A 26,038-nucleotide genomic window follows, 5' to 3' on the forward strand; every position below is an offset into this window, starting at 1 on the left:
CCGCTCCCGCACGTGCAGGCATAGCCTTTATGTCAGGCATAAAAAAACCCGCCAGAGGCGGGTTTTTTTGAAAGCTAGGAAGCGAGATCGACTTAGGCGATCTGAACTTCTTCAGCCTGCATGCCTTTCTGGCCGCGGGTAGCGACGAAAGTAACAGCCTGGCCTTCTTTCAGGGTTTTGAAGCCGTCAGCTTGGATGGCTTTGAAGTGCACGAACAGGTCGTCGCCCGACTGAGGGGTGATGAAGCCGTAGCCTTTCTCATCGTTGAACCACTTAACGGTACCGTTTTGACGGTTGGACATTTTTCTGTCTCCTTGGACAATTTGATAACGGTCAGGAAAAACCCTGCCCGGGACTGAGCGCAAAGAGAGCAGAAAATTCAGCGATGGGCCGATCAGGATCGTGCATCAAACTAGAGATTCTCGGTGTCACGTGCAGCACAGTGGCGCCACCTTACCCCACTTTCCGCAACCTGCCAATGGTCAGAGGGCGCTTTACGCAAATTCGGATCGACGGCGGCTGTAGCCCCCGCCCGGCGCGGGATGAGGCATGGAACTTTAACCTGGGCGCCGGGACCGGTAAGATGCGCATCACGATTTTCAACACGCAACTCTTCAGGACACCCCGCCATGAGCATCAAATCGGACAAGTGGATTCGCCGCATGGCGCAGGAACACGGCATGATCGAACCGTTCGTCGAGCGCCAGGTGCGCGGCGAACAGGACAGTCGAGTGATTTCGTTCGGGGTCTCCAGCTACGGTTACGACGTACGCTGCGCCGACGAATTCAAGGTGTTCACCAACATCAACTCGGCCACCGTCGACCCGAAAAACTTCGACGCCGGCAGCTTCGTCGACATCAAGAGCGACGTGTGCATCATTCCGCCGAACTCGTTCGCCCTGGCGCGCACTGTCGAGTATTTCCGCATTCCGCGTGACGTGCTGACCATCTGCCTGGGCAAGAGCACGTACGCCCGTTGCGGCATCATCGTCAACGTCACCCCGCTCGAGCCTGAGTGGGAAGGCCACGTGACGCTGGAGTTCTCCAACACCACCACGTTGCCGGCGAAGATCTACGCCAACGAAGGCGTAGCGCAGATGCTATTCCTGCAGTCCGACGAAGAATGCGAGGTGTCGTACAAGGACCGTGGCGGCAAATACCAGGGCCAGCGCGGCGTCACCTTGCCGCGTACCTGAGCCGACAAGCGCGGGGAATTACCCGCGCCTTTGGCACTCCAACGCAGTAATGCCGGTGCGCATGATGTGCATCGGCTTTCGTCAGGAGCAGCCAATGAAACTCCATCCCGCAATCAGTGCCAAGCTGGCAGGCCTGCAGCCCAATCACGTGGGGTTGTTGCCCTGGTCACTGCTGGCGCACCCGCTGCCCATGCAGGCGGGGGGCGTGCCCCACCAGCCTGACCCCGATACCCCGCAACCGCCGGAACCGGGTGAAACACCCCCCATGGAGCCGGGCGAGCCGACCTTGCCGGACGAACCGCCACCAGCCCCTGTGGCCTGAGTGCTGTCACAACGGCCAGATGCGTCCCGCGCCAGCCAGGTATACCCGGCTGGTGTCGGCTGGCGTGATTTCCCAGCCCCCGGTGAACTCACCGAATGCCGGCAGCAGGCTGACGTGTGCATCGATCAGGAAGCAAGGCAGGCGCAGGCGTTGCCGGGCCTTGCCGCGCAAGACGAACGCCGGATGCACATGGCCCGCCAACACCGGGTGCGTTGGGTGGGGCTGAGGCTCGTGCCGTAGCGCAAACGGTTCCAGTAGCCAGGGCTCGTCCTCGGTTTGAATATGCAACGAAGCCGGCGGATCGCCGGCATTGCGATCATGATTGCCGCGTATCAGCACGATTTTCAGGTGTGCATGCCGTTCCCGCCACAGCTGTAACCTGGCCAGCGTCGCTGATGCTCGAGCTGTGCGTGCATGGAGGAAGTCGCCAAGAACGATCAGCTGTTCGCAGTCATGTGCTGCCAACAAGGCGTCCAACCGGGCAAGTGTCGCCTGGGTGGTACCGCGTGGCACCGGTTGATGCAGGGCGCGATAGCTGGCGGCCTTGCCGATGTGGACGTCGGCCACCAGCAGGGCGCGGCGGGCAGGCCAGTAGATGGCCTTGTCGGGGAGCAGCCAGAGCGACTGGCCACAGTGTTCGATGGGGTGGTAGTTCATCCGCCACCCGCCGCTTGTTCCAGTTCCGCCACCATGCGCGCAATCCGATCCGCCAGCTTCTCGGTGCTTAACGTCTCGCGCATGCCTTCCACCAACAACGCAAACGCCAGCGGCCCTGGCCGCCTCAACGCGCGCAGGTCCAGTCGCAACTCACCCATTTTCAGCAACTGCCGACGCAGTCGTTCGATCTCCAGCTCCTCGCTCAACACCTCATCCTGCGCCTGGCCAAGCAGCAGGTTCCCTGTATCGTGTTTGCGAAACACTTCATAGAACAGCCCACTGGAAGCCTGGATCTGCCGGGTGCTCTTCTGCGCCGCTGGGTAGCCGCCAAACACCAGCCCGGCGATCTGGGCAATCTCACGAAAGCGCCGCAGAGCCATTTCCCCGGCATTCAGGCTGGCCAGCACATCTTCCAGCAGGTGATCGGTGCTCAGCGCCAGCGGCAAGTAACTCGCCCAGTCCACTAGGGCAGGGCTGAGCAGTTCGAACCCATAGTCATTGACGGCAATCGATACCGATAGCGGTTGCACGCGGCTGACCCGCCAGGCAATCAGGTTGGCCAGGCCCAGGTTGGCCATGCGCCCGGCAAAGGGGTACAGGAACAGATGCCAGCCCTGGCGTGACTTGAAGGTCTCGGCCAGCAGTGTGCCGGTGGTGGGCAAGGCCGACCATCGTGCCTGCAGCGCCAGCAGCGGGCGCACTGCGCGCATCTCCGGGCCATCAAAGCGTTCATGGGCTGCAGCATCGAGCTGTTCGACCAGCGCGTCGGCCAATTCGCTCGAGAGCGGCATGCGCCCGCCATTCCAACGCGCCACCGCAGCCTTGCGCGCCGTGCTGCGACGCACATAGGCCGTCATGTTTTCCACGCGCACCAGCTCCAGCACCCGCCCGGCAAACACCAGCGCGTCGCCGGGGCGCAGGCGGGCAATGAAGGCTTCCTCGACACTACCAAGCGTCTTGCCCGCGCTACCCTTGCCCCAGTATTTGAGTTGCAGGTTGGCGTCGCTGACGATGGTGCCGATACCCATGCGATGGCGTCGTGCCAGACGTTCGCTGGCGACCCGGTAAACACCGTCGGCGTGGCGCTCGACGCGCTGGTAGTCCGGGTAGGCGCTGAGCGAGTTGCCGCCATGACAGACGAAGTCCAGCGCCCATTGCCACTGGCTGTCGCGCAACTCGCGAAAGGCCCAGGTGCTGCGCACTTCAGCCAGCAGTTGCTCGGGACGGAAGCCACTGCCCAGGGCCATGCTGACCAGGTGCTGGACCAGCACGTCCATGCTCAGGCGTGGTGAGAAGCGGGCTTCGATGTGACCGGCAAGCAGTGCCTTGCGGGCCGCCGCTGCCTCCACCAGCTCCAGGCTGTGGGTAGGCACCAGGGTGACCCGCGAGCGCCGTTCCGGCGCATGCCCTGAGCGCCCGGCACGCTGCATCAGGCGGGCAATGCCCTTGGCCGAGCCAATCTGCAACACCCGCTCCACTGGCAGAAAGTCCACACCCAGGTCCAGGCTGGAAGTACAGACCACGGCTTTCAGGCTGCCTTGCTTGAGGCTGCGCTCGACCCAGTCGCGGGTTTCTCGGGCCAGTGAGGCATGGTGCAAGGCAATCAGCCCGGCCCAGTCGGGGCGGGCTTCAAGCAGGGCCTGGTACCAAAGTTCGGCCTGTGCACGGGTGTTGGTGAACACCAAGCAGCTGGCACTGGCGTCGATCTCGTGGCTGACCTGGTCGAGCATCTTCAGGCCCATGTGCCCCGCCCAGGGGAAGCGCTCGATGGCTGTTGGCAGCAAGGTATCGACCTGTAGCGCCTTGTCCTGGCGGCCCTGTACCAGCAGGCCGCCTTGCGGCAGCAGTACCTCCAGCGCATGTTGCAGGTTGCCGAGGGTGGCCGAGAGGCCCCAAGTGGGCAGGTCGGGGTGCCACTGGCGCAGGTGGGCCAGGGCCAGTTGCAGTTGTACCCCGCGTTTGTTGCCCAGCAGTTCGTGCCATTCATCCACCACCACCAGGCGCAGCGTAGCGAAGTCTTCGCGCGCCTGTGCCCGGATCAGCAGCAAGGTCAGGCTTTCGGGTGTGGTGACCAGCACGCTTGGCAGGCGCCGCGCTTGCCGGGCGCGTTCGGCGCTGCCGGTGTCGCCGCTGCGCACCCCCACGCGCCAAGGCAGTTCAAGTTCATCCAGTGGCGCCTGCAAGGCGCGCGCAGTGTCAGCGGCCAAGGCCCGCATGGGCGTGACCCACAGCACCTGCAATGGCACCGGTTGGCTGCCTTGGGGCTGGGGCTTGAACGCGCGAAGCGCGGCGAGCCACACGGCGTAGGTCTTGCCGGCGCCGGTACTGGCATGCAATAGGCCAGACTGGCCGCGCTCGACGGCTGCCCAGACGCGTCGCTGGAAAGCGAACGGCTTCCAGCCGCGTTTGGCGAACCAGGCATTGGCAAGGTCGATGGCGGCGGGCATAAGGCAGTGGTCCGTCGAAGGTCGTGCTTCTACAGACCACTCGCCAAGGGCAATGGTTTTACCGAATCAGTTGCCCAGCAGATAGCCGCTGCGGCACACCTGCTCGCCGGCCACATGGGCGATGACCATGCCAGCCGTTGCCATGCGCCGCACGCTACGGGCGTACAGCAGGCCCGGCTGGCTGTTGCGTATGGCGGTCACCCGGTCGCTTAGGGGGTCGATGATTTCTGCGATCAACTGGCCGGCTTCCAGGTGCTGTCCTGGTTTGGCGTGATACACCAGCAAGCCGCCCAGTGGCGTCGACACCGGCTCGACAGCGGCCAGCGGCGTGGCGGGGTTGAGCAAGGCCGGCAAAGGCGGGCTGGCGCCCTCGATAACACCCGCGTGGGTCAGAAAGTCGATTATCGCCTGGCAATCCTTGCTGGCCAGGTCATGGCTGACATCGGCTTGGCCACGCAGTTCGACGGTTACCGAGCAGCAGCCCAGCGGGATCGGGAAGCGCTTGCCGAAGCGCTGCTGCAACTGCCACCAGACCAGGCTGAAGCATTCGTCGAAAGACTGCCCGCCCGAATCGGTGGCCAGCAGGCTGGCCTGGGCGCCCAGGTAGCGGGCCAACGGCTCGATTTGCGGCCAGGCGTCTGGTGTGGTGTACAGGTGCTCGACTGCCTCGAAGTCGCAGTGCAGGTCCAGCACCATCTCGGCATCGCAGGCCAGGCGCTGCAGGATCAGGCGCTGGGCTTGCAGCGGTGTACGGGCTGGGTGCGCGTCCAGCCCGCGGCGCAGGTATTCGCGGATCAGTGCGAGGTTGTGAGCCGAGTCCTGGGTCAGGTGCTCTTCGATCTGGTCGCCGATACTGTCTGACAGGTCGACGAAGTTGCGGTTGAAGTTCTCGCCGCTTTGCAGCTCGAAACGCCCCAGCGGCGCATCCAGCAACACTTGCTCCAGGCCGACCGGGTTGGCCACCGGCACCAGGATGATCTCGCGCTGCAGTCGACCTTGCTGTTCCAGTTCGGTTAGGCGACGCTTGAGGTGCCAGGCCACCAGCATGCCTGGTAGTTCGTCGGCGTGCAGCGAGGCCTGGACATAGACCTTGCCGCCACCGCGTGGGCCGAAGTGAAAGCTGTGCAGTTGGCGGGTGATGCCCGGAACGGGTGAGAGCAGGTCGTGGGTTGAATGGTGCATGGTGGTCCTGGCTGCGTGGCGAAAACGGTCTGCGACACGGGTCGGCACACAGATAGAAGCATAGTTTTCAGCCTTTCGCCTCCATCCGTGTAGCCCTGATTACCGCACTGGCCTCTTCAGGCCAGTAGCGCCTGCAAGGTCGCCAAGTCATCTGCCTCATCCACCGGCTTGTCCAGCCGCCAGCGCAGCATGCGCGGAAAGCGCACGGCAATACCGCTTTTGTGGCGTCGAGACAGGGCGATGCCTTCGAAGCCCAGCTCGAACACCAGCGTTGGCGTCACACTGCGCACCGGGCCAAAGGTTTCCACCGTGGTCTTGCGAATGATGGTATCGACCTTGCGCATTTCTTCGTCAGTGAGCCCCGAATAGGCCTTGGCAAAGGGCACCAGCACCCGCCCTGGCGTGCCAGCCGGGGCGTCCCACACGGCAAAGGTGTAGTCGCTGTACAGGCTAGCCCGTCGCCCATGCCCACGCTGGGCATAGATCAGCACGGCATCGACGCTGAACGGGTCGATCTTCCACTTCCACCAGGTGCCCATATCCTTGGTGCGCCCCACGCCGTAGAGGGCTTCGCGCTGCTTGAGCATCAGGCCCTCGACACCCAGGCTGCGCGACAGCTCGCGCTGGTGGGCAAAGTCGGCCCAGTCCGGGCCTGTCAGCAGCGGCGACAGCAGCACGGGGGCAAGCGGGTACTCATCGACCAAGCGCTCCAGTTGGCTACGGCGTTCGTGCTGCGGTCGGCTGCGCCAGTCTTCGCCTTGCCACTCCAACAGGTCGTAGGCCTGCAGCACCACCGGCGCGTCGTGCAGCATTTTTTTGCCCAGCGTTTTGCGGCCGATGCGCTGCTGTAGCAAGGCGAAAGGCTGCACGGCCAGTTCAGCCCCTGTATCACCAGGCTTCCAAACCAGAATCTCACCGTCGAGCACAACGCCATCGGGCAATGTCTGCGCCAGGCTGTGCAGTTCTGGGAACCGCTCGGTAACCAGTTCCTCACCGCGCGACCAGACCCACAACTGGCCCTCGCGCTTGACCACTTGGGCGCGAATGCCGTCCCACTTCCACTCGATTTGCCAGTCGCTTGGGGGGCCGAGCAGGGTATCGAACTGGTCGGTGGAGGCTTGCAGCGGGTGGGCCAGGAAGAAGGGGTAGGGTTGCCCACCACGCTGGCTGTGCTCATCGGCGGTCTCTGGAGCGATCAGTTGCTGGTAGTCGGCCGCCGTGGGGCGATGGCTGATGTCGGTGTAACCGACCAGGCGCTGGGCTACGCGTTTGGCGTCCAGCCCGGCCAGTTGCGCCATGGCGCGGGTGACCAGCAGCTTCGACACGCCCACGCGAAAACTCCCGGTGATCAGCTTCAGGCACACCATCAGGCTGGGGCGATCCAGCTGCGCCCAGAGCGCCGGCAAGCGCTGCCGGATATGCTCGGGTGGCAGCCCGCGCAGGGGCAGCAAGTGCTGCTCTACCCAAGTGGCCAGGCCTTCCTCGCTGCCATCGATGTGCTGCGGTAACAGCAGCGAAATGGTCTCGGCCAAGTCGCCCACCGCCTGATAGCTTTCTTCGAACAGCCAGTCCGGCAGGCCGGCCAGGGCCGTGGCCATTTCACGCAAAAGGCGGGTGGGCACCAGCTGACGTGGGCGCCCCCCGGCAAGAAAGTACACTGCCCAGGCGGCGTCGTTAGCGGGGGCTGTGCCGAAGTAGTCGCGCAGTGCCTCAAGCTTGGCGTTGCTGGAGGTAGTCGCGTCCAGGCGCAGGTACAACATGGCAAAGGCTTTCATGGCGAAGGCCCGGTGTTCGGCACGTCGTCCTCGTCGCCATACTCGGTGACGAAGGCGCGGGCATTCAGGCCTTGTTCGTTGAGGTAGCGCACCAGGACGTTGACCGAGCCGTGGGTGACCATCACCCGCTCGGCGCCGGTCTGGCCAATGGCCCAGAGCAGGCCGGGCCAGTCGGCGTGGTCGGACAGCACGAAACCCCGGTCCACGCCGCGCCGCCTGCGGGTACCGCGTAGCAGCATCCAGCCGCTGGCGAAGGCGTCGCTGTAATCGCCGAAACGGCGCATCCAGCTGCTGCCGCTGGCTGACGGCGGGGCCAGCACCAGTGCCTGGCGCAGCAGTGGGTCGTTGCGTGGGATATCGCCTGCATAGCGCGTTTCCGGCAGGTGGACACCGGCGTCCCGGTATACCCGGTTGAGCGGCTCGATGGCGCCATGCACAAGAATCGGGCCGATGCTGGCATTCAGCCCATGGAGAATCCGCTGGGCCTTGCCGAAGGCATAGCAGAACAGCACGCTGGCCTTGCCCTGTTCGCGATTGGCCAGCCACCAGGCATTGATGCCTGCAAAGATTTCGCTTTGCCTGGGCCAGCGGTAGATCGGCAGACCGAAGGTCGATTCGGTGATGAAGGTGTGGCACGCCACCGGTTCGAACGGGGTGCAGGTGCCGTCGGGCTCTACCTTGTAGTCACCGGATGCAACCCAGACTTCACCCTGATACTCCAGGCGCACCTGTGCCGAGCCCAGCACGTGCCCGGCCGGGTGCAGGCTCAGGGTTACCCCGTGGTGCAGCAGGCGTTCGCCGTAGGGCAGTGTCTGCAAATCGATATCCAGGCCCAGACGACTGCGCAGAATACCGGCACCAGGGCTGGCGGTCAGATAATGGCCATTACCGGTGCGCGCATGGTCACCGTGGCCATGGGTGATCACGGCTCGGTCCACGGGCCGCCAAGGGTCGATGTAGAAATCGCCGGGCGGGCAGTACAGGCCTTCGGGGCGGGCGATGACAAGGTCCATGGGCTATGTGCACTGGTTGGGTTACCAGTTAGGAGCGGTGGTGATGGGGGGAAGTTCGGACGGGTTGGGGGCGGGTGTTGGGCGGAAAACTGGCAGCGCTCGGTACCCGCACCCGCCCATCATTTGATCAATGCCTTACCGACCCGGCACCAAGGTCAGGCGCTGGTTGCCATACGCCCGCCCGAAGTTCTGCTGCTGCAGCGGCAGGCTCATGAAGCGCCCTTTGAACCAGGCATCCAGCCCGTCGCTGTAATGTGCGCTGGCCGGGTTGCCTGACTGGCCGCTGCTGGTCAGCACCTGCAACGGTTCGGCCTGGCCGAAATCGACGATCATCCGCGCCGAGGCTGGCAGGCGGGTGGCGAAGTCGCTGCCCCAGGCGTATGGCGTCAGGGCCAGGGTGGAAAAGTCGCCGCCAGCGGCCAGGGGCGAACGGCTGATGGCATCGCCCAGGCCATGGTAGGCCGGTGCCGGCCAGCGGTATTGGTGCAGCTTGCCCCATTGCCAGGCGCGGCGGTCGGCGCCCAGTTGCGCGATTCCGGTATCCATCGCACTGGCCAGGCTGCGGGCGAGGATGGCGGGCTTGTCTTCTTTTTGCGGAGTATTGCGGTCATCCCAGAACGGGCTGTCGTCGCGGCCCAGCAGGTGATCGGCCTGCGCCGAGAACGACAAGCGCGCATTGCTGACGAACGCCTGCCAGGCTGGGCCAGACTCCGGGCCCAGGTCATCGAGGAAGGTCTGCCGCGCGACCTCCTGCAAGAACAATTCGTACAGTGCGGCATCCGCCGACACCGGGCTCAAGCGGCCATCGAAGGCCTTCAGGCGGGCCAGCGTGTCCCGGGCCTTGTCACGCTGGGCTGCCGGTAGGGCGTCGATCGCCTGCTTAAGCGGCTGGGCCATGCCAGGGGCGTCGAACATCTGCTTGAGCTTGTCGGCCAGCAAGGTCACCTGATCGTTCTGCAGGGCCATCAGGCTGCGGCTGTCGTGGCGCCCGTTGCCGGCAAGCTGGGCCAGGCGTTCGGCGCGTTCGGGGTAATACCAGGTGCTGGACAGCTGCATCCCATAGCCGCGCGGCAGGCTGCGCTGGTTGGCGTGGCCGATCCAGCCTGCAGGTGGGTCCTGGTCATACGGGTGCAGCATCGGGTCGGCATAGCCGTCCCAGTCGTAACGCCCATCCCAGCCCGGCGAAGGTAACAAGCCCTGGCCTTCGCGGCGGTTGGGGTAGCGGCCACTGACTTGCCAGCCGATGTGCTCAGGTTCGGCGAACACGAAGTTGAGGGCAGCAGCAGTGACTTCACGGGTGCTGTCGAAGGCCCGTTCCACGTTCTTGGCCCGGGTCAGGTCGAACAGTGCATCCAGGCTGCGGTCACCCTTGAACTGTGGCAGGTTCAGCGCCAAGCCAAGGCTGGCGTTGTCTGGCTGGGCCAGCAAGGTGCCGTGGCGGGTGTCATACATCACTTCGCGCAGGGGGCGTTGGCCACGCACAAAGAAGGTTTCGCTACGGGCGCGAGCTGGCAGCCATTTGCCGTCGGCCAGGTAGCTCAGCTGGCTGCCCTGGCGGCGCAGCTGCTCGATGAACAGGTCCTGGTTGTCGGCCATTACCGCGCTGCTGCTCCAGGCCAGCTTGCCGTTATAGCCGGCCAGCACGATCGGCAAGCCAGGCAACGACAGGCCGGCAACCTGGTACTTGCTGGTGTTGATTTGTACCGGGCTCAGGGCCCAGGCGGCACGGCTGTCGCTGGCCAGCAGGCTCTTGCCGCTGCGGCTGCGCTGCGGGGCCAGGGCCAGGTTGGCCGAACCCGGGCTGCCGAGCAGGTCAAGGTCGGCCAGCTTCTGGCTGGCAGCCGCCAGGGCTGGCAGCCCCGGCAACTGGCTGGCCAGGTTCAGGCCCTTGAGCTTGTCCACTTCGCTTTCGGCCAACGGCTCGTCGGGGGCCCCAGGCAGCAGCCAGGCCAGCTTGTCGCTGCCGGCTTTCTGCGCCAGGGTCAGGGCGCTGAGTTCTTCCTGCAGGTTCACCGACTGGCTGAAGGCATATAGGCAAAAGATCAGCGCCGAGTCTTCGGGCTTCCAGTATTCGGGGCGATAGCCGCTGCTGGCCAGGGCGGCCGGCAGCTTGTCGCGATAGCGGAACAGGTAGGCGTTTACCCCGCGCGCATACACTTCGAAGAAGCGCTTGAGCCGTGGTGATGCGTCGGCGTATTGCTGGGCCGCGCTCTGCTTGAGGTTGGCGGCGCGCATCAGGCGGTCGATATCCAGCGCTTCGCTGCCGGCCAGTTCGGCCAGGCGGCCCTGGGCGAGCAGGCGCATGGCGACCATCTGTTCGATGCGGTCGCCGGCGTGCACATAGCCCAGGCTGAACAGCGCATCATGGAAGCTGCTGCTTTCGATCAGCGGCGCGCCCATGGCATTGCGCCGTACCGAAACATTCTGCGCCAGGCCTTTGAGTGGCTGCACGCCACTGGTCGGTGGCACGCTGTCCTGGTAGCCGCCCGTCTGGCAGCCGGCCAGCCCGAGCATGCCGAGCAGCGTGGCAGCGGTGGTGAACCGCAGGCGGAAGGGAGGAAAGGCGGGGGCTGCCATGACAAGGGCTCCTGCAAGGCGAGGCTGGTTTGGAAAGGCGCTAAGGTAGTAAGCGCGCAGGCGCCGTGCAAGGTCCCAGGTCGGTTTATTTGATTACGCCGGGTCAAACGTCGAAGTGGTCAGCCAAGGTGTCGGAAAAATGCGTGCAATTGATACGCGCGTAGCGTTGGTAGTCACGGCTGACCGCAAATGCTGAACCGGGCATCAACAAGATCTTGTGTTGTTCCAGTTTGCGCATGAAAGGTTGCAGGTTTGGCAGGTCCGGGTGGTAGACCCAGAGGAACATGCCGCCTTGCGGCGCAATATCGAACTGCCAGCCGCGCTCGAGCAACAAGCGTTGGGTCTGCACTTGCTGACGGATCAGGCGCTGCTGCACGTCCTTCATGTGTCGGGCATAGGTGCCGTCAGACAATATGGTGTTGACGAAGCGTTCGCAAAACGCCGGCACGGCGACGCAGGTCAGCAGTTTCAGGCGTGTCAGTGGTTCGATCAGGTCTTGCGAGCAGGCAATGAAACCCACACGCAGTGATGCCGACAGGCATTTGGAGAAGCTACCGACGTAAATAACCCGGTCAAGGTTGTCCAGCTCGGCAAAGGTCTGGCGCACGGCAGGGCTGAAGTCGCCATACACATCATCCTCGACCACGAAAAACTCGTGCTCCACCGCCAGGCGCAGGACGCTGAAGGCGTTATGGGGGCTGATGTTGCTACCGGTCGGGTTGTGGAACGTGCTGTTGCAAAAGAACGCCTTGACCTTGTGCGTGGCCAGGTAGCTTCTCATTTCTTCCACGTCCGGCCCGTCCTGGGTTCGCCGAATGCCGACCACGTGCCCGCCCGCCAGCTGGATCAGCTTGATCAGGTTGCCGTTGCCGGGTTCGTCGACGAAAACGTGGTCGCCTGGTTTGATCAACAACCGTGCGACCAGGTCCAGGCCTTGCGTGGCACCCAGCGTGGTCAGCAACTGGTTGGGGCGGGCTTCGACACGGGTCAGCCGCTTCATGTGCACGCACAACTGCTTGCGCATGGGCAGGTAGCCCTGGATGTCGCCGTACTCTGCCAGTGAGCTTTGCTCCAGCCGCGCCGTGCGCCGAATGGCCTTGGCCAGCAGCTCGGTGTCTCGCCATGCAGGGGGCAGCCAGCCGCTGCCCAGCTTGGTGTAATGCTGGCCGCCCTGCAGCAGCCGGAACAGCGGATCACCGGCCATGCACTCGGGTTCGTGGATAACGCTCGCTTGCCGGGCCCTGTTTGCGACGAAGTAGCCACGGCCGGGTGAGGCCGTCAACACACCTTCGCTGACCAGCTGGGCATAGGCCGATACGACGTCGTGGTAACTGAAGTCGACCGCAGCCGTCAGCTTGCGGATGGAGGGCATGCGTTGCCCTGGCAACCACTCGCCGGCATCCAGGCGTTGTTTCAACAGGTGATGAAGGCTGCTGGGGTTCATGGCAGGTCCGAAACCGTTAGAAAAAAAAGCCTAACAGTTAACGGAAATGCTTGTCGACTGTTCGTTTGCAAATGGCCAGTACATGCCACTATCCCCTTGTCGGAACTTTCGGCTGCCAGCAAAGGCAGCACTTTTAGCGTCTGTGCACACCAGACAACTGGATATCAAGCCCATGCATACTATGGACATGCAATCAGCCGTGATTGCCAGGCTCCCTGTGCCTGATGAACTGGCGTCATTCAAAGTTGTAAAAAACCTTGTGACCTCGGCGTTGTTGGAGTGCTGTTCAATCGACGAGTTCGAGGCGCTGAAAGAAACATTGGTTATTGAAAGTGTTTCTGAACAGGCCCATGCCGACTTGCAGGCCTTTGCCCAGAAAGATCCGGCGGCTGGCCGTGACCTGGTATTCATTGCAAAAACCTACACCTCTTACTCGGCGGTTTTGCACTATCGACTTGCCCATTGGATTTACCGTAATACGGCCTCCACCTACGGCGCCGGCGGCCAATGCCTGGCTGCCATGATCTCCAGGCGCGGAAAGATGCTCTCGGGGGCGGAGATCCATTTCCGCAGCCGCATCGGTGCGCGTTTCATCATCGATCACGGCATGGGCACCGTCATTGGTGAGACCTCGACCATTGGTGACGATTGCTACGTGCTCGGCGGCGTCACCCTGGGCGCCCGAGGCATCAGTGACAACCCTTCCAGCGCCCGGCACCCGACCCTTGGCAACCGGGTACAGATCGGCGCTTTCGCCAGTGTGCTGGGTGCTATCCACGTCGGCGACGGCGCGTTTATCGGGCCGGGTTGCATTATTACCAAAGATGTCCCCGCCGCTGCTCGGGTACAGATAAAAACATCATTGCAGGTGGTACTTGAACCATGAATGCTCTCAACTATGAAGTTTTACGCAACACCGAGAAATTGTATTACAAAGACCAATACCAGGCCGGTGCAAACACGCAAGTAACGCGGGTGCACAGTGACGGTATCGAGTTGCAAAGTACCGTGGCCTACCCGGAAGGCGGTGGCCAGGAGGCAGACATGGGTACCATTGAACTTCCCATCGGTACCGTACGCTTCATCTGGGTTAAAAAACTTTACGGTAGCCCCATTCGCCTTGAAGGTTTCAAAGGTGGAAAGCTGGGCGGCATCATTATTCACAGCCTGCACCCCGATGACCTGCACTTGCTCGATGAAGTCACCGCAGGTATGCCGGCCCGCGTCACCATCGATATTGAACGGCGCGAACGGCTGACGCTGTCTCACAGTGCCAGCCACTTCTTGTATGCCGCCGCCATCGGGCTGCGAGAAGAGTTGAAGCAATGGACCATCGGCTGTCACATCAAAGAGGACTCGGCACGTTTCGATTTCCTGGTCGAGGACGCCTTCACCGCCGAGGACGTGGTTGAAATAGAACGGCGGGCCAATGAACTGATCGGCTGCGAAGCGCCCATCGAGCACTACGCGGTCGATGGGCTGGAAGACGCGCGCTTGTGGACCTACAACGGCATCGAGATCCCGTGTGGTGGCACACACCTCGATTCACCTCGGCGCATCGGGCACCTGAGCGTCAGGCGCAAACGCCTGGGTAAAGGCAAGGAACGGCTGATCTGCGTGTTCCCCGAGGCCGAAATCGACCTGTCCACCTATCACGAGCATGCACTATGAACAGCACGCTACCGCGGCGCACGTACCTGTATTTCACCGCACAGTCGATCAACCTGACGACTGCTGTCATGTCGGTGACCATGGCCGCCATCGTTGGCGCGGCGCTGGCGCCTGACGCTGCGTGGTCCACGGTGCCGTACGGGTTCCAGTTCCTGTGCCTGATGTTGGCAACCTATCCGGTCTCCAGGTTGATGGGCCGCATTGGCCGCAAAAAGGCCTTCATGCTGGGGGCGATCCCCTTGGCGTTGTCGGGTGTAAGCGGCTTCCTGGCGGTGGAGCACCAGCATTTTCCAACCCTGGTACTCAGCCATTCTGCGTTGGGTGTGTATATCGCGTTCGCCAACTTCAACCGGTTCGCGGCCACCGATAATCTTTCCCAGGCCCTGAAGCCCAAAGCCCTTTCGCTGGTCGTGGCAGGGGGCGTCATTGCTGCTGTCGTCGGGCCGACGCTCACCGAGTGGCTGCGGGATGTGGGCGGTTACCCACTGTTTTCGCTGTGTTATGCCGCGTTTGTCGGCCTGGCGTTGCTGTCACTGCTGATCGCCCTGTGCCTGCCCAACGATGCAGGGGTGGCCCGTGCGGTCAACAACGCAGCCAAGTCGTCTAGCGCCCGCACTGAGCCTGCGAGCCCAAGCGTGATGGTGGCCATGGCGGTTGCCGCGCTGGGCTACGGGATCATGAACCTGTTGATGATCCAGGCCTCGATGCACATGAAGCACATGCATGAGGACTTCTCTGACGTGCGCCTGGCGATCCAGTGGCATGTGATTGCCATGTTCGCCCCGTCGTTCTTCACCGGCGCCATCATCCAGCGGCTGGGTATCAGGACCACCATTTGCGCGGGCCTGGCCCTGTTGATCGGCTGTTCGGCGATGAATATCTGGTCGCACAGCTACGCCATGATGACCCTGGCGCTGATTGCCCTCGGGCTGGGTTGGAACCTGACGTATGTAGGCGGCGGTGCCTTGCTCGCCCAGTCGCTGCAAAACAGCCCGGCGGCGATGCAGATGCAGGGCAAGAACGACCTGGCGATTGCCATTTTCGCCACCCTCGGCGCATTCAGCCCTTCGCTGTTGCTGAGTTCGGTCGGTTGGGACGGCACCAATGCCATCTGCATGGTCCTGTGCATCGGGCTGCTGGTCGCCACTGCCGGCCTGCTGCAGAACAAGGCCTGCTTGCATACTTCAATGGAAGGTAGCCGCAAATGAGCGAGCTCATCAGTGTCAGCGAACGCATCTACACCAAGTTGGAAATGAACAACCCGGGCGGTAGCCACAAATACCGTGCGGCCCGGCGCATCGTCGAGCATGCCGTGCGCAATGGCAATATCATTCCCGGTGTGACAACCGTCATCGAAAAAACCGGCGGCAGTTTCGGTTTTGGCTTGCTGGCGGCTTGCCACAAGCACCAAGTCGCCGTTGAGCTGGCAGTTGGGTTGAGTTTCAGCCAGACCAAGCGGGACCTGCTGGAGTGCTTCGGTGCACGGCTGATTGGCAAGGAAATGCTGATGGCCGGTGCCACACCCAAGGATGTGGTGATGCATCACCTGGAAAACCAGGCCGCGCTGGGCAAGTCATACTTTTATACCGATCAATTCAACAACCCGGTGGGTGTCGAGGCGCATCGCTACCAGACAGCCAGCGAGCTGGCCGTGCAACTGACCAATGCTGGGGCCGGGCGGGAGATCCTGTTTGTCGGCTGCGCAGGCACTGGCGCCAGCTTCACGGGTATTACCCTGGGGCTGAAGGACCATGGCTTCGAGGTGTCGACGGTGCTGGTCGACCCCAGCGGCTGTGACTCGCGGGCTGGGGTGTTCGCCGATCATCGCTTTGAAGGCATGGCGGTGGGCGTTTGCCCGCCGTTCATGGACTGGTCGCTGGTGGACGAACGGGCTCAGGTGCAACATGCCGAAATGCTGGCCGCGCAGCGCTGGTTCTACATGCAAAGTGGCATTTTCGTCGGCAATACCGCCGCAGCCTGCCTTGCGGTCGCCCAACGTATGGCCCAGCACCCGCGCTATGCCGCAACCACCTTGGTGACCATCGCCTATGACGCCGGCCTGTGGTACCAGGACCTGCTGGGGACGAACCGACGCAAAGCCGCGTAGGCACAAGCCCACAGCAGGGGGCAGGTCAGATCAGGCGCCGTGGCACTTCTTGAACTTCTTTTCGCTGCCGCACGGGCAGGGGTCGTTACGGCCAACGTCCTTCAGGGCGTTGCGTACCGGCTCCTGGTGGCCGTGGTTGCAGTGCGGGCCGTGCACATGGCCGTGATCGTGGTGGTGATCATGGTCGTGGTTGCAGTCAGGGCCATGAACGTGGGGTTGTTGGGACATTGCAGGGTTACTCCGGGATGTGATCGCCGGGGATTATCTCACCACTGCGCGATAAGTGCAGGTCTCGATGGATGAGCAGCCCGGTCGCCAGTTCGCCCTGCAGGGTGTAATGCAGCGGCTGCTTGCTGCGTAGCAGCTTGGCCAGTGGCTTGAGGTGCTGCCACAGGTTGGTTCGCGCGGTGATCTTGAAGGTGCGCTGGGCGTGCCCGCCCACGCTGCGCCATACGCTGGTTTCATCCTGCACCAGCAGCAGGTCGTTGAGGCGAACGGCATACGACAGGTTGCGGATGAACAGGCGGCTGTCATTGGGGTTGTCGACCCGCAGGTGCAACACGAACTCCTGCTCCAGCAGCCTGGCCTTGACCGTTTCGACCTCGACCAGGTGCACTTCGGGTTCGCGCCAGTCGTCGCCACCCCAACTGGCGCAGCCCGTCAGCAATGCCATCAGCGTACCGAGCAACAGCAGACGGGCGCGGTCGATCATGTTCAGCTCCCCACGTAACTGGCGCAGCACTTCTTGAACTTCTGCCCGCTGGCGCAGGGGCAGGGGTCGTTGCGCCCGGCCTTCAGCCCGACCGTGGGGTCGATGAAGTACCAGCGCCCGGCATGCTGTACGAACGCCGAACGCTCGCGGTGCTGGTGATCGCCGTCCTGGTCGTGCCAGCGTGCGGTGAAGGTGACAAAGCCGTGTTCCGGCTGGCCGCCCAGCACTTCGGCGCTCTCTACCTCCAGGCCCAGCCAGGTGCTTTGGGCGCTCCAGGCTGCCATGGCGGCGCGGTCCAGGTCGGCCTGCTGGGCCGGCAGGGTCGTGGCCACCAAGTAGTCGACCAGGCCCAGCACGTAGGCACTGTAGCGTGAGCGCATCAGTGCCTGGGCATCCGGTGCCGGGGTGCCGGCATGGTAATGCCCGCAGCAGGCGTCAAGCAGGTTGCCACTGCCACAAGGGCAGACCGAGACACTCATCATCACCACCAGTACTTGCCGAAGTTTTCAGGGTTGGCCCAGAACCTGGCGTTGAGCCAGTCCGGGACCTGCTTGTAGTCATGTAGATCATAGGTGAACAGGCTCAAAACCTGTTGGTCACGGCAGAATTTCTCGCTGGCTGACAGGGCCAGGGCGAAAAAGTCGGTGTCCTGCCAGCCGCAGGCAGCCAGGTCGGCCAGTACGGCAACCCGGCTGGCATTGAGGTTGCGAATGCCGCCGAGCAGCTCCAGGCCGGTGCGTTTGGGCAGGTGTTCCAGGCAGTCCACCAGTACCGCCAGGTCAAAGCGCTGGGCGGCCAGTTCGGCCGGCAGCGGGCCCGGGGCTGCGGTGGCGATAGTCACCTGCGGGTGCGCTTGGGCGAAGGCGTCCAGCGCCGGAAAGCGCGTGCCCACCAGCAGCAGGCGTTGTGGGGTGAAGCGCTCCAGCAGGGCTGCCAAAGCCTGCTGTGGGGTGCGTTGGGAAAAACCGTCGGTCATTGCCAATCCTCGTTCAAGTCGTCCAAGACTAGCGGGCCGCAGCGTGCGGGCAAAGAGGCATGTGCCTACGTCGTGGCTTATTGCTGGCAGGGATGGAATGGGCGGTCTTTACTCCCAGAGATCGGCCTTATGCCGATTCCCCCTAGGAGAAGCAATGAAATGAGCATAGTACGCACAGCGTTACCCCTGGTACTGCTCACCAGTGTGTTGACTGGTTGTGCAGGTTTGCAAAAAACCGACTGGCCGAAGTGTGCCGCCGTCGGGGGTGTAGGCGGCGCCGCCCTGGGCGCCATCGAGAGTTCCAGCTGGGCTGGCTGGGGCGCGTTGCTGGGCGGTGGCCTGGCGGCGGGCTATTGCTGGGCCCATGGCGATGGCGACGAGGATGGCGACGGCGTGCCGGACAGCCGTGACAAGTGCCCAGGCACCCCGCGTGGCGTGCAGGTCGATGCCAACGGATGCCCGCCAGAGCCGGCAGCGGTGGTCGAGGAAGTGGTGGTGCAGAAGGAAGAAGTCATCGTCATCCGCGATGTGCACTTCGAGTTCGATTCTGCGCGTCTGACCTCCAGCGACAAAGAGCGCCTCAATACCATTGCCACGCGCCTGAAGCAGGAAGCGCCATCTGCCCGGCTGAGCGTCAGCGGCCATACCGACAGTGTCGGCTCCGACAGCTACAACCAGAAACTGTCTGAGCGTCGCGCCCACTCGGTGACCGATTACCTGGTCGAGAGCGGTGTACCGCGCAGGAGCTTCGTTTCGGTGGTCGGTGCCGGTGAAACCCAACCGGTAGCTGACAATGCCACGGCCGAAGGGCGTGCCATGAACCGTCGTACCGAGATCAAGATCCAGCGGTGAAGCGGCGTGCGCCCGTGCCTTGAGCAGTGGCACGGGCGCGTCTTCATGCCGGTCAGCCGTTCGTGGCCAATGACACAGGAGCATTCAGCATGAGTGTGACGTCGAAGGCGGCATTGCCGCTGTTGGTGGCTGCCAGCCTGCTTGCGGGCTGCGCCACGCACAGCGATGGCAGCGCGCCACTCAACCAAAGGACCTGGCCCATCTGCAGCCTGCTGGGCGGCTTGGTCGGTGGTGGCCTGGGCGCCATCGAAAGTTCTACCTGGGCCGCCGGTGGCGGTGCCCTGGGCGCCATCGCCGGTGGGCTGATTTGCTATGCCCAGGACGGTGACGAAGACGGCGACGGTATTTTCGATCGCCGCGACCATTGCCCTGATACCCCGGCCAATACGGCGGTCGACCACATGGGCTGCCCGTTGAAGGAATACCCTGCCGCGCCACCAGCCACTGTGGCCGAACCGTCGCCCGAGGTGATCATCCTCGATGACAACGGCGCGGTGATGTTCGCCTTCGATTCCGCCGACCTGACGCCGGCGGCCCAGCAGCGCCTGCAAGGCCTGGTGGCGAAACTCGATTCACCAACCGTGGCCAAGGTCCGTGTGATCGGGCACACCGACAATGTGGGCTCCGACAGTTACAACCAGACGCTCTCCGAACGCCGCGCCAGCAGCGTGGCCGAATACCTGATTGGCCAGGGCCTGGAGGCGGGCAAGGTCACCAGCCAGGGCCGTGGCGAAAGCGAGCCGGTCACCGACAACGAAACCGAGGAGGGCCGCGCGCGCAACCGACGGGTGGAGCTGCACCTCAACTGAGTGGTGCTGGCGCCTGCCTTGGCATTGCAGTTAATGTGGCGCGCACGGCCCGCTCGATCGGGGCGTCTCGACATAACAACAATCGATAGGGGCGGGGTATGAAGTTCATCCTGGGCCTGGGCAAGGTCCTGACGGTCGCTTTCTGGGGTGTGGTGTTGTTCAATCAGCTGATGCCACAACCCTTGCCCTTCAATCTGCTGATCAATGCCGCTGGTATTTTCCTGTTCGGCCTGCACCTGCTCGAAGTGCTGTTCTTCAATGGCAGCCTGCGTGGGCGCAGCCACCGCTGGTTCGACCGGTTGCAGATCCTGCTGACGGGTATCTTCCATGTCATGTCCATTCCCCGTGCGCAGGAGGCGCCGCGTAATGCGTAATCTGATGTTGCTGGCCATGTTGGCCGCTCCCCTTGCCCAGGCCGAAAGCCTGGAAGTCGCTGCCAATTCCATGCTGCGCCTGCCCGATAAGTCAGCCAGTGTGCACCTCACGCACCTGCGTGTCGCTGATGCGGCGACCCTGCTGTTGCCTGCCTCGCTCGCGGAACTGAAGGTCGACCAACTTGAACTGGGGCGTGATGCGCGTATCGCCATTGCACCTTCCGATAACCCGTTGCTGATAGAAGCGCGCAGCGCGCGGTTGGGCGAAGGCAGTGAATTCAGTGCACCGGGGGCAGCGGGCAGTTACCAGCGTGCAGCCCGTTCAGGCCGTAGCCTGGACCTGAAACTGGCTGAGCTGGATGCCGAGCGAGTAGCGATCGATGCCCGTGGCGGTGCTGGTGCGCCGGGCTATGTGGGCCTGGATGGTGCCAACGGCCAGGCCGGTGGCTGCACCTGGGGCCAGGCCAGCCGGGGTGCCAATGGTGATGATGGTGGCAACGGGCATGATGGTGCGCCGGGTGGGCGTATTCGCCTGAGCGTGCCGCAGGGCTTCCCGCAAGAGCGCATTGTCGTGCGACTGGATGGCGGTGCACCGGGTAAGCCAGGGGCGGCAGGCAAGGCCGGTAAAGGTGGGGCGAGCAAAGGGTGCCTGGTGTACAGCACCGATGCTGGGGCCAATGGGCGACCGGGCCAGCCGGGCCAGCCCGGCCTGGCGGGTGCTGCGGGTGAGCTGATTCTGCAGCCCCTTTGAGCCTCGCTGTCCCCTGTAGAAGTGGCCTTGTGTCGTGATGGGCCGCTCCTGCAGGGACCGCGTGAAACCTGTCAGATCATCAGGCGCGAACTGGCCACAGCCACCACGGCCAGGCCCAGCAGCAAGTTGATACCCACCATCCGCCGAATCCGCCCCAGCACCGTCGCACCCGTTGGCCAATCTTCGGCCAGCACCGCCGCCTTCAGTTCCGGCAGCAGCAACGCCTGAATGCGCATGAACAGGGCAAACATGGCGATCCCGCCACCGATCATCACCTGCACGTACTTAGGCGCGGTCTCGAAACCGCTGAAGCGCATGTGCAACATGCCGATACCACTTATCGCCAAGATTGCCACCGCCAGCCAGACCCAGCCGAAGAAACGTCGGAAAACTTCCACCCACAAGCGCAGGCGGGCAGGCCCTTCAAGGGCTGCAACCGTTGCCGGGCGTAGCACCAGCCAAGCGAAGAACATGCCGCCGACCCATACCAGGGCGGCTAGAACATGCAGTGTGTAGGGCAGGGCAAAGGCGAGCATCCGGATCTCCATGCGGCACAAAGGGCAATAGCGGGGTATGATAGCCGCCCCGTGTGAAACACTGAAAATATATCCAGCCCTCCGGGCGCCTGCAGACCATGATCAGCAACGAACTCAAAGCCACTATTCAGGGCGCCTATTCGCGTTTTCTCGAAGCCAAGAGCCTCAAGCCGCGCTACGGCCAGCGTCTGATGATCGCCGAAGTGGCCAAGGTGCTTGGCGACATTGCCTGCGACGATGAAGGCCGGCGTGCCGGTGAGCCTGCCGTGGTGGCCGTGGAAGCGGGCACCGGTACCGGCAAGACCGTGGCCTACAGCCTGGCCGCCATTCCGGCCGCCAAGGCCGCCGGCAAGCGCCTGGTGATAGCCACTGCCACCGTGGCCCTGCAGGAGCAGATCGTCTTCAAGGACCTGCCCGACCTGATGCGCAATAGCGGGCTCAACTTCAGCTTTGCCCTGGCCAAGGGCCGTGGCCGCTACCTGTGCCTGTCCAAGCTCGACATCCTGCTGCAGGAAGGCCATGCCCAGTCGGCCACCGCCCAGTTGTTCGAAGAAGAAGGCTTCCGTATCGAAGTCGACGAACGCAGCCAGAAGCTATTCAACAGCATGATCGAGAAGCTCGCCGGCAACCGCTGGGACGGTGACCGTGACAGTTGGCCCGAGGCCCTGGAAGACCAGGACTGGGCACGCCTGACCACCGACCACAGCCAGTGCACGGGCCGTCATTGCCCGAACTTCCAGCAGTGCGTGTTCTACAAGGCCCGCGAAGGCATGGGCAAGGTCGACGTGATCGTCACCAACCACGACATGGTCCTGGCCGACCTGGCCCTGGGCGGCGGTGCGGTATTGCCCGACCCGCGCGATACCATGTACGTGTTCGACGAAGGCCACCACCTGCCAGACAAGGCCATCGGCCACTTCGCCCATTATTCGCGGCTGCGTTCCACGGGCGACTGGCTTGAGCAGACGGCCAAGAACCTGACCAAGCTTCTGGCCCAGCACCCGCTGCCCGGTGACCTGGGCAAATACATCGAGCAGGTGCCGGAGCTGGCGCGGGAAGTGCGCACCCAACAACAGTTCATGTTCACGCTGTGCGAACAGGTGGCCGACTTCCGCCCCAGCGAGGACACCGAAGGCCGTGAGCGCCCGCGCTACCGTTTTGAGGGTGGGGTGGTGCCAGAACAGATTCGCGAGGTGGGCATCGAGTTGAAGAAGGGCTTCGCCCGCCTCAACGACCTGTTCACCCGCCTGGCCGACCTGCTCAAGGAAGGGATGGACGGTGAGGTGAGCATCGGCATTGCCAGCCACCAGGCCGAAGAATGGTATCCGCTGTTCGGCAGCCTGGTCACCCGTGCCCAGGGCAACTGGGAACTGTGGACGGCCTTTACCGCCGAAGACCCGGAAGACAGCCCGCCCATGGCCCGTTGGCTGACGTTGGCCGAAAGCGGTGCGATGTTCGACATCGAAGTCAACGCCAGCCCCATTCTTGCTGCCGAAATGCTCCGCCGCAGCCTGTGGAGCGTTGCCCATGGCGCCTTGGTAACGTCGGCGACGTTGACCGCGCTCGGCAAATTCGATCGCTTCCGCATGCGCTCGGGCTTGCCGCGCGATGCCGTCACCTGTGTGGTCCCCAGCCCGTTCGTGCATGGCGATGCCGGCCTGTTGCGGGTCCCGGACTTGCAGGCCGACCCACGCGATGCGGCGGCGCACACGGCGGCGATCATCCGCGAACTGCCGAACATCGTCGAAGATGCCCGTGGCGCGCTGGTGCTGTTCTCGTCACGCAAGCAGATGCAGGATGTGTTCGACGGCCTGGACCGCGACTGGCGTAAGCTGGTGCTGATCCAGGGCAACCTGTCCAAGCAGGAAACCCTGAACAAGCACAAGGCACGGGTCGACGATGGCCAGCACAGCGTGTTGTTCGGCCTGGCCAGCTTTGCCGAAGGTGTCGACCTGCCGGGTGCGTACTGCGAGCACGTGGTCATCGCCAAAATTCCCTTCTCCGTGCCCGACGACCCGGTGGAGGCTGCCTTGTCGGAGTGGATCGAGGCCCGCGGCGGCAACCCGTTCATGGAAATTGCCGTGCCGGACGCGTCGCTCAAGTTGATCCAGGCCTGTGGCCGCCTGCTGCGTACCGAGCAGGATCGCGGCGTCATCACCTTGCTCGATCGGCGTCTGGTCACCCAGCGTTACGGCAAGGCTATTCTCAATGCGCTGCCGCCGTTCCGGCGGGAGATTTCCTGAGCACCGGAGCACTTGCTCCGGCGCGTTGTCCATTACTCAGTCTTGGGCCATGACGGCCCTGAAGGAGAGCCCCAGCCTTATGGTCCGCCGTACCCTGCCCGCCGTTTTCGCCCTGTTGTTCAGCTCGCCCTTGCTGGCCGGGCAGCAGACGCTGTTCAGCTTCGTGCGCCCGGCCTCGGTGGTCAATGTGGTGACCGAGGATGCCGGCATGCCGCAGTACAACGCGGAGCAGACGGCCGAGGGCGAGGTGTTGCGGCGTGTGGTGTTCAACCCGGCCCAGCGGCCGACGCTGCGCCTGAGCCCGCAAGGCGGGGCGTGGGACTGGTCCGCCGGGCAGTTCCTGACCTTACGCCTGCAAAGTGCCATGGATTGGGCGCTGACCGTGGATGTCACGGTGCAAGGCAGCGATGGCCGCACCTTGACCAGCCGTATCGACCTGCCGGCCGGCCCCGCGCAAACCGTGATGGTGCCGCTGACAGCCAGTTCACCGTTGAACCAGGGCATGCGTGCCGGCCCGCCGATGCCCTGGAACTATGGCGGGCAGCGCCTGCTGCTGACCAGCAGCGCCGGGGCAGTCGACCTCAAGCAGGTGGCCTCGGTGAGCCTGAGTATTCCCAACCCCAAGGTCGCGCAAAACCTGCTGATCGAGCGAGTCGGCATTCAGGATGACGACCAGGCTTACAAGGCTGCCTACCATGAGCTGATCGATACCTATGGCCAGTCCACGCGCGGTAACTGGCCTGAGAAGGTTACCAATGACGAACAGCTCAAGGCAGCCGATACCCGTGAACAGCAACAGCTCAAGGGCTGGCTGACAGAGCGCGGCAAACAGCAGCTGGACCCTTACGGCGGCCTGTTGGCCGGGCCGGCGTTCGCCGCCAAAGGCTTCTTCCGCACCGAAAAGCGTGATGGCCGTTGGTACTTGGTAACGCCGGAAGGGCACCCCTTCTATTCCCTGGGGGTAAACGCCGTGGCGGCAGACGGCGGGCGTACCTATGTCGCTGGGCGTGAAGGCATGTTCAAGGCCCTGCCCGCTGAGGGCAATGCACTGGCCGCTTTCTATGGCGAGGGCAATAACGACGATGGCAATGCCTCGTCGCAAGGGCGCAATTTCAAACAGGGGCGCTGGTTCGACTTCTATGCTGCCAACCTTCAACGTACCTATGGCAAACCCTGCCCGCCCGCAGTGGAGGGCCAGCCCGCCAACTGCCCACCGCTGGCGCTGGATGCGGCCCGCTGGCAGACGCACGCGCTCGACCGCCTGCAGGCCTGGGGTTTCAACACCATCGGCAACTGGAGCGAGCCTGCCCTTGGTCAGGCCAGGCGCCTGCCATACACCGTGCCGCTGTCGATCGTGGGCGACTACGCCAGCATCAGTACCGGCATGGACTGGTGGGGCAGCATGCCCGATCCGTTTGACCCGCGTTTCGCCATGGCCACCGAGCGTGCCGTGGCCATTGCCGCCCGCGATCACCGTGACGACCCCTGGCTGATCGGTTACTTCGCCGATAACGAGTTGGCCTGGGCTGCTCCCGGAAGCGACCCCAAAGCCCGTTACGGCCTGGCCTACGGCACCTTGCGCTTGACCACCGACGTGCCGGCCAAGCGCGCATTCCTCAAGCAGTTGCGTGACAAGTATCGCAACCAGGAAGGGCTGTCCAAGGCCTGGGGCATCGAGCTGGCCGCCTGGGAACTGATGGAAGATCCAGGCTTCGAGGCGCCGTTGCCCAACCCGGAGCACCCGGAAATCGAACGTGATTACCAGCATTTCCAACAGGTATTTGCCGAGACCTACTTCAAGACCATTGCCGATTCGTTGAAGTGGCATGCGCCCAATCACCTGCTGTTGGGTGGCCGCTATGCCATCAGCACGCCAGAAGCGGTCAAAGCCTGTGCAGAGTTCTGCGATGTGCTCAGCTTCAATTTCTATACCCTCAAGCCTCAGGACGGTTACGACTTCGCTCGCCTGGCCGAGTTGGACAAGCCGGTGCTGGTGTCCGAGTTCCAGTTCGGCTCGCGCGATCGCGGGCCGTTCTGGCCGGGGCCGCTGGAGTTGGCGCGGGAAGAGGATCGCGGCCCGGCCTACGGCAACTTCCTCAAGGCCGCCCTGGCGCAACCGATGATCGTTGGCGCCCACTGGTTCCAGTACCTCGATCAGCCGGCCAGCGGTCGCCTGCTTGACGGCGAGAACGGTCACCTTGGACTGGTGGCCATCACCGATGTGCCGTACCCAGGGTTTGTTGACGCCGTGCGCAAAAGCAACCTGCAGGCCATGGGCCAATTGCGAGCGCTGCTGGAGAAACCGGCGCCCTGAGCGCCAGTTACCGTTCGTCGCGACCATTTGGCCCAAGCCAGTTTGCAAAACACCCAACTACTGAAACAATGCACACCTTT

Annotated in this window: 25 protein-coding genes; 12 read left to right on the forward strand and 13 right to left on the reverse strand. The window is 63.4% G+C overall.

Annotation, left to right across the window (positions count from 1 at the left end; all coding sequences use genetic code 11):
• Positions 1-92: 92 nt before the first annotated feature.
• The gene (locus Q9451_RS08700) at positions 93-302 is read right to left on the reverse strand and encodes a cold-shock protein (RefSeq protein WP_012273869.1); all 210 of its coding nucleotides are present in this window, start codon (positions 300-302) and stop codon (positions 93-95) included.
• 327 nt (positions 303-629) lie between these two features.
• Between Q9451_RS08700 and dcd the strand changes: the two genes are divergently transcribed.
• Together dcd and Q9451_RS08710 are read left to right on the forward strand one after the other, a co-directional pair.
• Positions 630-1,196 (forward strand): dCTP deaminase, encoded by a 567-nt coding sequence (gene dcd, locus Q9451_RS08705; RefSeq protein ID WP_003258001.1) that lies wholly within the window; start codon positions 630-632, stop codon positions 1,194-1,196.
• A 94-nt stretch (positions 1,197-1,290) separates the two neighbouring features.
• Positions 1,291-1,518 carry a hypothetical protein gene (locus Q9451_RS08710; RefSeq protein ID WP_003254918.1) on the forward strand — a complete coding sequence of 76 codons (228 nt, stop codon included), beginning with the start codon at positions 1,291-1,293 and terminating at the stop codon, positions 1,516-1,518.
• 6 nt (positions 1,519-1,524) lie between these two features.
• Here Q9451_RS08710 and pdeM read toward each other — a convergent pair whose 3' ends face one another.
• From pdeM to Q9451_RS08745, 7 genes are all read right to left on the reverse strand, one after another.
• Positions 1,525-2,175 carry a ligase-associated DNA damage response endonuclease PdeM gene (pdeM, locus tag Q9451_RS08715; protein ID WP_012273868.1) on the reverse strand — a complete coding sequence of 217 codons (651 nt, stop codon included), beginning with the start codon at positions 2,173-2,175 and terminating at the stop codon, positions 1,525-1,527.
• Entirely contained in the window at positions 2,172-4,622 is a 2,451-nt protein-coding gene (locus Q9451_RS08720) for a ligase-associated DNA damage response DEXH box helicase (RefSeq protein WP_012273867.1), read from the reverse strand. Before Q9451_RS08720 ends, pdeM begins: the two co-directional genes overlap by 4 nt.
• 66 nt (positions 4,623-4,688) lie before the next feature.
• Positions 4,689-5,804 (reverse strand): succinylglutamate desuccinylase/aspartoacylase family protein, encoded by a 1,116-nt coding sequence (locus tag Q9451_RS08725; protein WP_012273866.1) that lies wholly within the window; start codon positions 5,802-5,804, stop codon positions 4,689-4,691.
• 116 nt (positions 5,805-5,920) lie between these two features.
• Positions 5,921-7,579 carry an ATP-dependent DNA ligase gene (locus Q9451_RS08730; protein ID WP_012273865.1) on the reverse strand — a complete coding sequence of 553 codons (1,659 nt, stop codon included), beginning with the start codon at positions 7,577-7,579 and terminating at the stop codon, positions 5,921-5,923.
• Entirely contained in the window at positions 7,576-8,592 is a 1,017-nt protein-coding gene (locus Q9451_RS08735; RefSeq protein ID WP_345960901.1) for a ligase-associated DNA damage response exonuclease, read from the reverse strand. The genes Q9451_RS08730 and Q9451_RS08735 overlap by 4 nt, the downstream gene beginning before the upstream one ends.
• A gap of 135 nt (positions 8,593-8,727) precedes the next feature.
• The gene (locus tag Q9451_RS08740; protein ID WP_012273863.1) at positions 8,728-11,169 is read right to left on the reverse strand and encodes a penicillin acylase family protein; all 2,442 of its coding nucleotides are present in this window, start codon (positions 11,167-11,169) and stop codon (positions 8,728-8,730) included.
• Positions 11,170-11,272: 103 nt separating this feature from the next.
• The gene (locus Q9451_RS08745; protein WP_012273862.1) at positions 11,273-12,613 is read right to left on the reverse strand and encodes a PLP-dependent aminotransferase family protein; all 1,341 of its coding nucleotides are present in this window, start codon (positions 12,611-12,613) and stop codon (positions 11,273-11,275) included.
• A 172-nt stretch (positions 12,614-12,785) separates the two neighbouring features.
• Here Q9451_RS08745 and Q9451_RS08750 point away from each other — a divergent pair, with 172 nt between their 5' ends.
• Genes Q9451_RS08750 through Q9451_RS08765 form a run of 4 tightly spaced genes read left to right on the forward strand, consistent with a single transcriptional unit; the run spans position 12,786 to position 16,391 of the window.
• Positions 12,786-13,499: a serine O-acetyltransferase gene (locus tag Q9451_RS08750; protein ID WP_041166578.1), complete on the forward strand. Its 714-nt coding sequence runs from the start codon at positions 12,786-12,788 to the stop codon at positions 13,497-13,499.
• Positions 13,496-14,284, forward strand: a complete 789-nt coding sequence (locus tag Q9451_RS08755; protein WP_012273860.1) for an alanyl-tRNA editing protein — start codon at positions 13,496-13,498, stop codon at positions 14,282-14,284. Before Q9451_RS08750 ends, Q9451_RS08755 begins: the two co-directional genes overlap by 4 nt.
• Positions 14,281-15,492, forward strand: coding sequence for an MFS transporter (locus Q9451_RS08760; protein WP_012273859.1), 1,212 nt, complete (start codon positions 14,281-14,283; stop codon positions 15,490-15,492). Before Q9451_RS08755 ends, Q9451_RS08760 begins: the two co-directional genes overlap by 4 nt.
• A complete protein-coding gene (locus Q9451_RS08765) occupies positions 15,489-16,391 on the forward strand; it encodes a pyridoxal-phosphate dependent enzyme (protein WP_012273858.1) in 903 nt (300 codons plus the stop codon). Before Q9451_RS08760 ends, Q9451_RS08765 begins: the two co-directional genes overlap by 4 nt.
• A gap of 30 nt (positions 16,392-16,421) precedes the next feature.
• On the opposite strand, the gene Q9451_RS08770 is transcribed toward Q9451_RS08765, so the two are convergent.
• The 4 genes from Q9451_RS08770 to Q9451_RS08785 are packed head-to-tail and all read right to left on the reverse strand — an operon-like array spanning position 16,422 to position 18,079.
• Complete coding sequence (locus Q9451_RS08770; RefSeq protein ID WP_009684590.1) at positions 16,422-16,619, reverse strand: SEC-C metal-binding domain-containing protein; 198 nt, start codon at positions 16,617-16,619, stop codon at positions 16,422-16,424.
• 7 nt (positions 16,620-16,626) lie between these two features.
• Positions 16,627-17,103, reverse strand: a complete 477-nt coding sequence (locus tag Q9451_RS08775) for an LEA type 2 family protein (protein ID WP_012273857.1) — start codon at positions 17,101-17,103, stop codon at positions 16,627-16,629.
• A gap of 2 nt (positions 17,104-17,105) precedes the next feature.
• Complete coding sequence (locus Q9451_RS08780) at positions 17,106-17,582, reverse strand: YchJ family protein (RefSeq protein WP_012273856.1); 477 nt, start codon at positions 17,580-17,582, stop codon at positions 17,106-17,108.
• 2 nt (positions 17,583-17,584) lie between these two features.
• Positions 17,585-18,079, reverse strand: a complete 495-nt coding sequence (locus tag Q9451_RS08785; RefSeq protein WP_012273855.1) for a DUF6231 family protein — start codon at positions 18,077-18,079, stop codon at positions 17,585-17,587.
• 159 nt (positions 18,080-18,238) lie between these two features.
• On the opposite strand from Q9451_RS08785, the gene Q9451_RS08790 reads away from it, so the two are divergent.
• The 4 genes from Q9451_RS08790 to Q9451_RS08805 all read left to right on the forward strand — a co-directional run bounded on the left by Q9451_RS08790 (position 18,239) and on the right by Q9451_RS08805 (position 20,865).
• Entirely contained in the window at positions 18,239-18,931 is a 693-nt protein-coding gene (locus tag Q9451_RS08790) for an OmpA family protein (protein ID WP_012273854.1), read from the forward strand.
• A gap of 89 nt (positions 18,932-19,020) precedes the next feature.
• Positions 19,021-19,740, forward strand: coding sequence for an OmpA family protein (locus Q9451_RS08795; RefSeq protein ID WP_345960902.1), 720 nt, complete (start codon positions 19,021-19,023; stop codon positions 19,738-19,740).
• Between the two features lie 98 nt (positions 19,741-19,838).
• Positions 19,839-20,114: a DUF1145 domain-containing protein gene (locus Q9451_RS08800; RefSeq protein WP_012273852.1), complete on the forward strand. Its 276-nt coding sequence runs from the start codon at positions 19,839-19,841 to the stop codon at positions 20,112-20,114.
• Complete coding sequence (locus tag Q9451_RS08805; protein WP_060493574.1) at positions 20,107-20,865, forward strand: hypothetical protein; 759 nt, start codon at positions 20,107-20,109, stop codon at positions 20,863-20,865. Before Q9451_RS08800 ends, Q9451_RS08805 begins: the two co-directional genes overlap by 8 nt.
• A 71-nt stretch (positions 20,866-20,936) precedes the next feature.
• Here the strand turns inward: Q9451_RS08805 and Q9451_RS08810 are convergent, their stop codons facing one another.
• The gene (locus Q9451_RS08810) at positions 20,937-21,401 is read right to left on the reverse strand and encodes a CopD family protein (RefSeq protein WP_012273850.1); all 465 of its coding nucleotides are present in this window, start codon (positions 21,399-21,401) and stop codon (positions 20,937-20,939) included.
• Between the two features lie 98 nt (positions 21,402-21,499).
• On the opposite strand from Q9451_RS08810, the gene dinG reads away from it, so the two are divergent.
• Positions 21,500-23,644 carry an ATP-dependent DNA helicase DinG gene (dinG, locus tag Q9451_RS08815; RefSeq protein ID WP_012273849.1) on the forward strand — a complete coding sequence of 715 codons (2,145 nt, stop codon included), beginning with the start codon at positions 21,500-21,502 and terminating at the stop codon, positions 23,642-23,644.
• A gap of 79 nt (positions 23,645-23,723) precedes the next feature.
• Entirely contained in the window at positions 23,724-25,958 is a 2,235-nt protein-coding gene (locus tag Q9451_RS08820; RefSeq protein ID WP_012273848.1) for a beta-galactosidase, read from the forward strand.
• Positions 25,959-26,038: the final 80 nt, after the last annotated feature.

It is taken from the genome of Pseudomonas sp. NY8896, assembly GCF_039634505.1.

Coding starts and splice junctions, on each gene's coding strand:
- Q9451_RS08740 (WP_012273863.1), bottom strand. CDS start 11,169: ATGGCAGCCCCCGCCTTTCCTCCCTTCCGCCTGCGGTTCACCACCGCT.
- Q9451_RS08725 (WP_012273866.1), bottom strand. CDS start 5,804: ATGCACCATTCAACCCACGACCTGCTCTCACCCGTTCCGGGCATCACC.
- Q9451_RS08770 (WP_009684590.1), bottom strand. CDS start 16,619: ATGTCCCAACAACCCCACGTTCATGGCCCTGACTGCAACCACGACCAT.
- Q9451_RS08700 (WP_012273869.1), bottom strand. CDS start 302: ATGTCCAACCGTCAAAACGGTACCGTTAAGTGGTTCAACGATGAGAAA.
- Q9451_RS08800 (WP_012273852.1), top strand. CDS start 19,839: ATGAAGTTCATCCTGGGCCTGGGCAAGGTCCTGACGGTCGCTTTCTGG.
- Q9451_RS08750 (WP_041166578.1), top strand. CDS start 12,786: ATGCATACTATGGACATGCAATCAGCCGTGATTGCCAGGCTCCCTGTG.
- Q9451_RS08775 (WP_012273857.1), bottom strand. CDS start 17,103: ATGATCGACCGCGCCCGTCTGCTGTTGCTCGGTACGCTGATGGCATTG.
- Q9451_RS08710 (WP_003254918.1), top strand. CDS start 1,291: ATGAAACTCCATCCCGCAATCAGTGCCAAGCTGGCAGGCCTGCAGCCC.
- Q9451_RS08820 (WP_012273848.1), top strand. CDS start 23,724: ATGGTCCGCCGTACCCTGCCCGCCGTTTTCGCCCTGTTGTTCAGCTCG.
- Q9451_RS08760 (WP_012273859.1), top strand. CDS start 14,281: ATGAACAGCACGCTACCGCGGCGCACGTACCTGTATTTCACCGCACAG.
- Q9451_RS08780 (WP_012273856.1), bottom strand. CDS start 17,582: ATGAGTGTCTCGGTCTGCCCTTGTGGCAGTGGCAACCTGCTTGACGCC.
- Q9451_RS08730 (WP_012273865.1), bottom strand. CDS start 7,579: ATGAAAGCCTTTGCCATGTTGTACCTGCGCCTGGACGCGACTACCTCC.
- Q9451_RS08810 (WP_012273850.1), bottom strand. CDS start 21,401: ATGCTCGCCTTTGCCCTGCCCTACACACTGCATGTTCTAGCCGCCCTG.
- dcd (WP_003258001.1), top strand. CDS start 630: ATGAGCATCAAATCGGACAAGTGGATTCGCCGCATGGCGCAGGAACAC.
- Q9451_RS08735 (WP_345960901.1), bottom strand. CDS start 8,592: ATGGACCTTGTCATCGCCCGCCCCGAAGGCCTGTACTGCCCGCCCGGC.
- Q9451_RS08755 (WP_012273860.1), top strand. CDS start 13,496: ATGAATGCTCTCAACTATGAAGTTTTACGCAACACCGAGAAATTGTAT.
- pdeM (WP_012273868.1), bottom strand. CDS start 2,175: ATGAACTACCACCCCATCGAACACTGTGGCCAGTCGCTCTGGCTGCTC.
- Q9451_RS08745 (WP_012273862.1), bottom strand. CDS start 12,613: ATGAACCCCAGCAGCCTTCATCACCTGTTGAAACAACGCCTGGATGCC.
- Q9451_RS08720 (WP_012273867.1), bottom strand. CDS start 4,622: ATGCCCGCCGCCATCGACCTTGCCAATGCCTGGTTCGCCAAACGCGGC.
- Q9451_RS08765 (WP_012273858.1), top strand. CDS start 15,489: ATGAGCGAGCTCATCAGTGTCAGCGAACGCATCTACACCAAGTTGGAA.
- Q9451_RS08805 (WP_060493574.1), top strand. CDS start 20,107: ATGCGTAATCTGATGTTGCTGGCCATGTTGGCCGCTCCCCTTGCCCAG.
- Q9451_RS08795 (WP_345960902.1), top strand. CDS start 19,021: ATGAGTGTGACGTCGAAGGCGGCATTGCCGCTGTTGGTGGCTGCCAGC.
- dinG (WP_012273849.1), top strand. CDS start 21,500: ATGATCAGCAACGAACTCAAAGCCACTATTCAGGGCGCCTATTCGCGT.
- Q9451_RS08785 (WP_012273855.1), bottom strand. CDS start 18,079: ATGACCGACGGTTTTTCCCAACGCACCCCACAGCAGGCTTTGGCAGCC.
- Q9451_RS08790 (WP_012273854.1), top strand. CDS start 18,239: ATGAGCATAGTACGCACAGCGTTACCCCTGGTACTGCTCACCAGTGTG.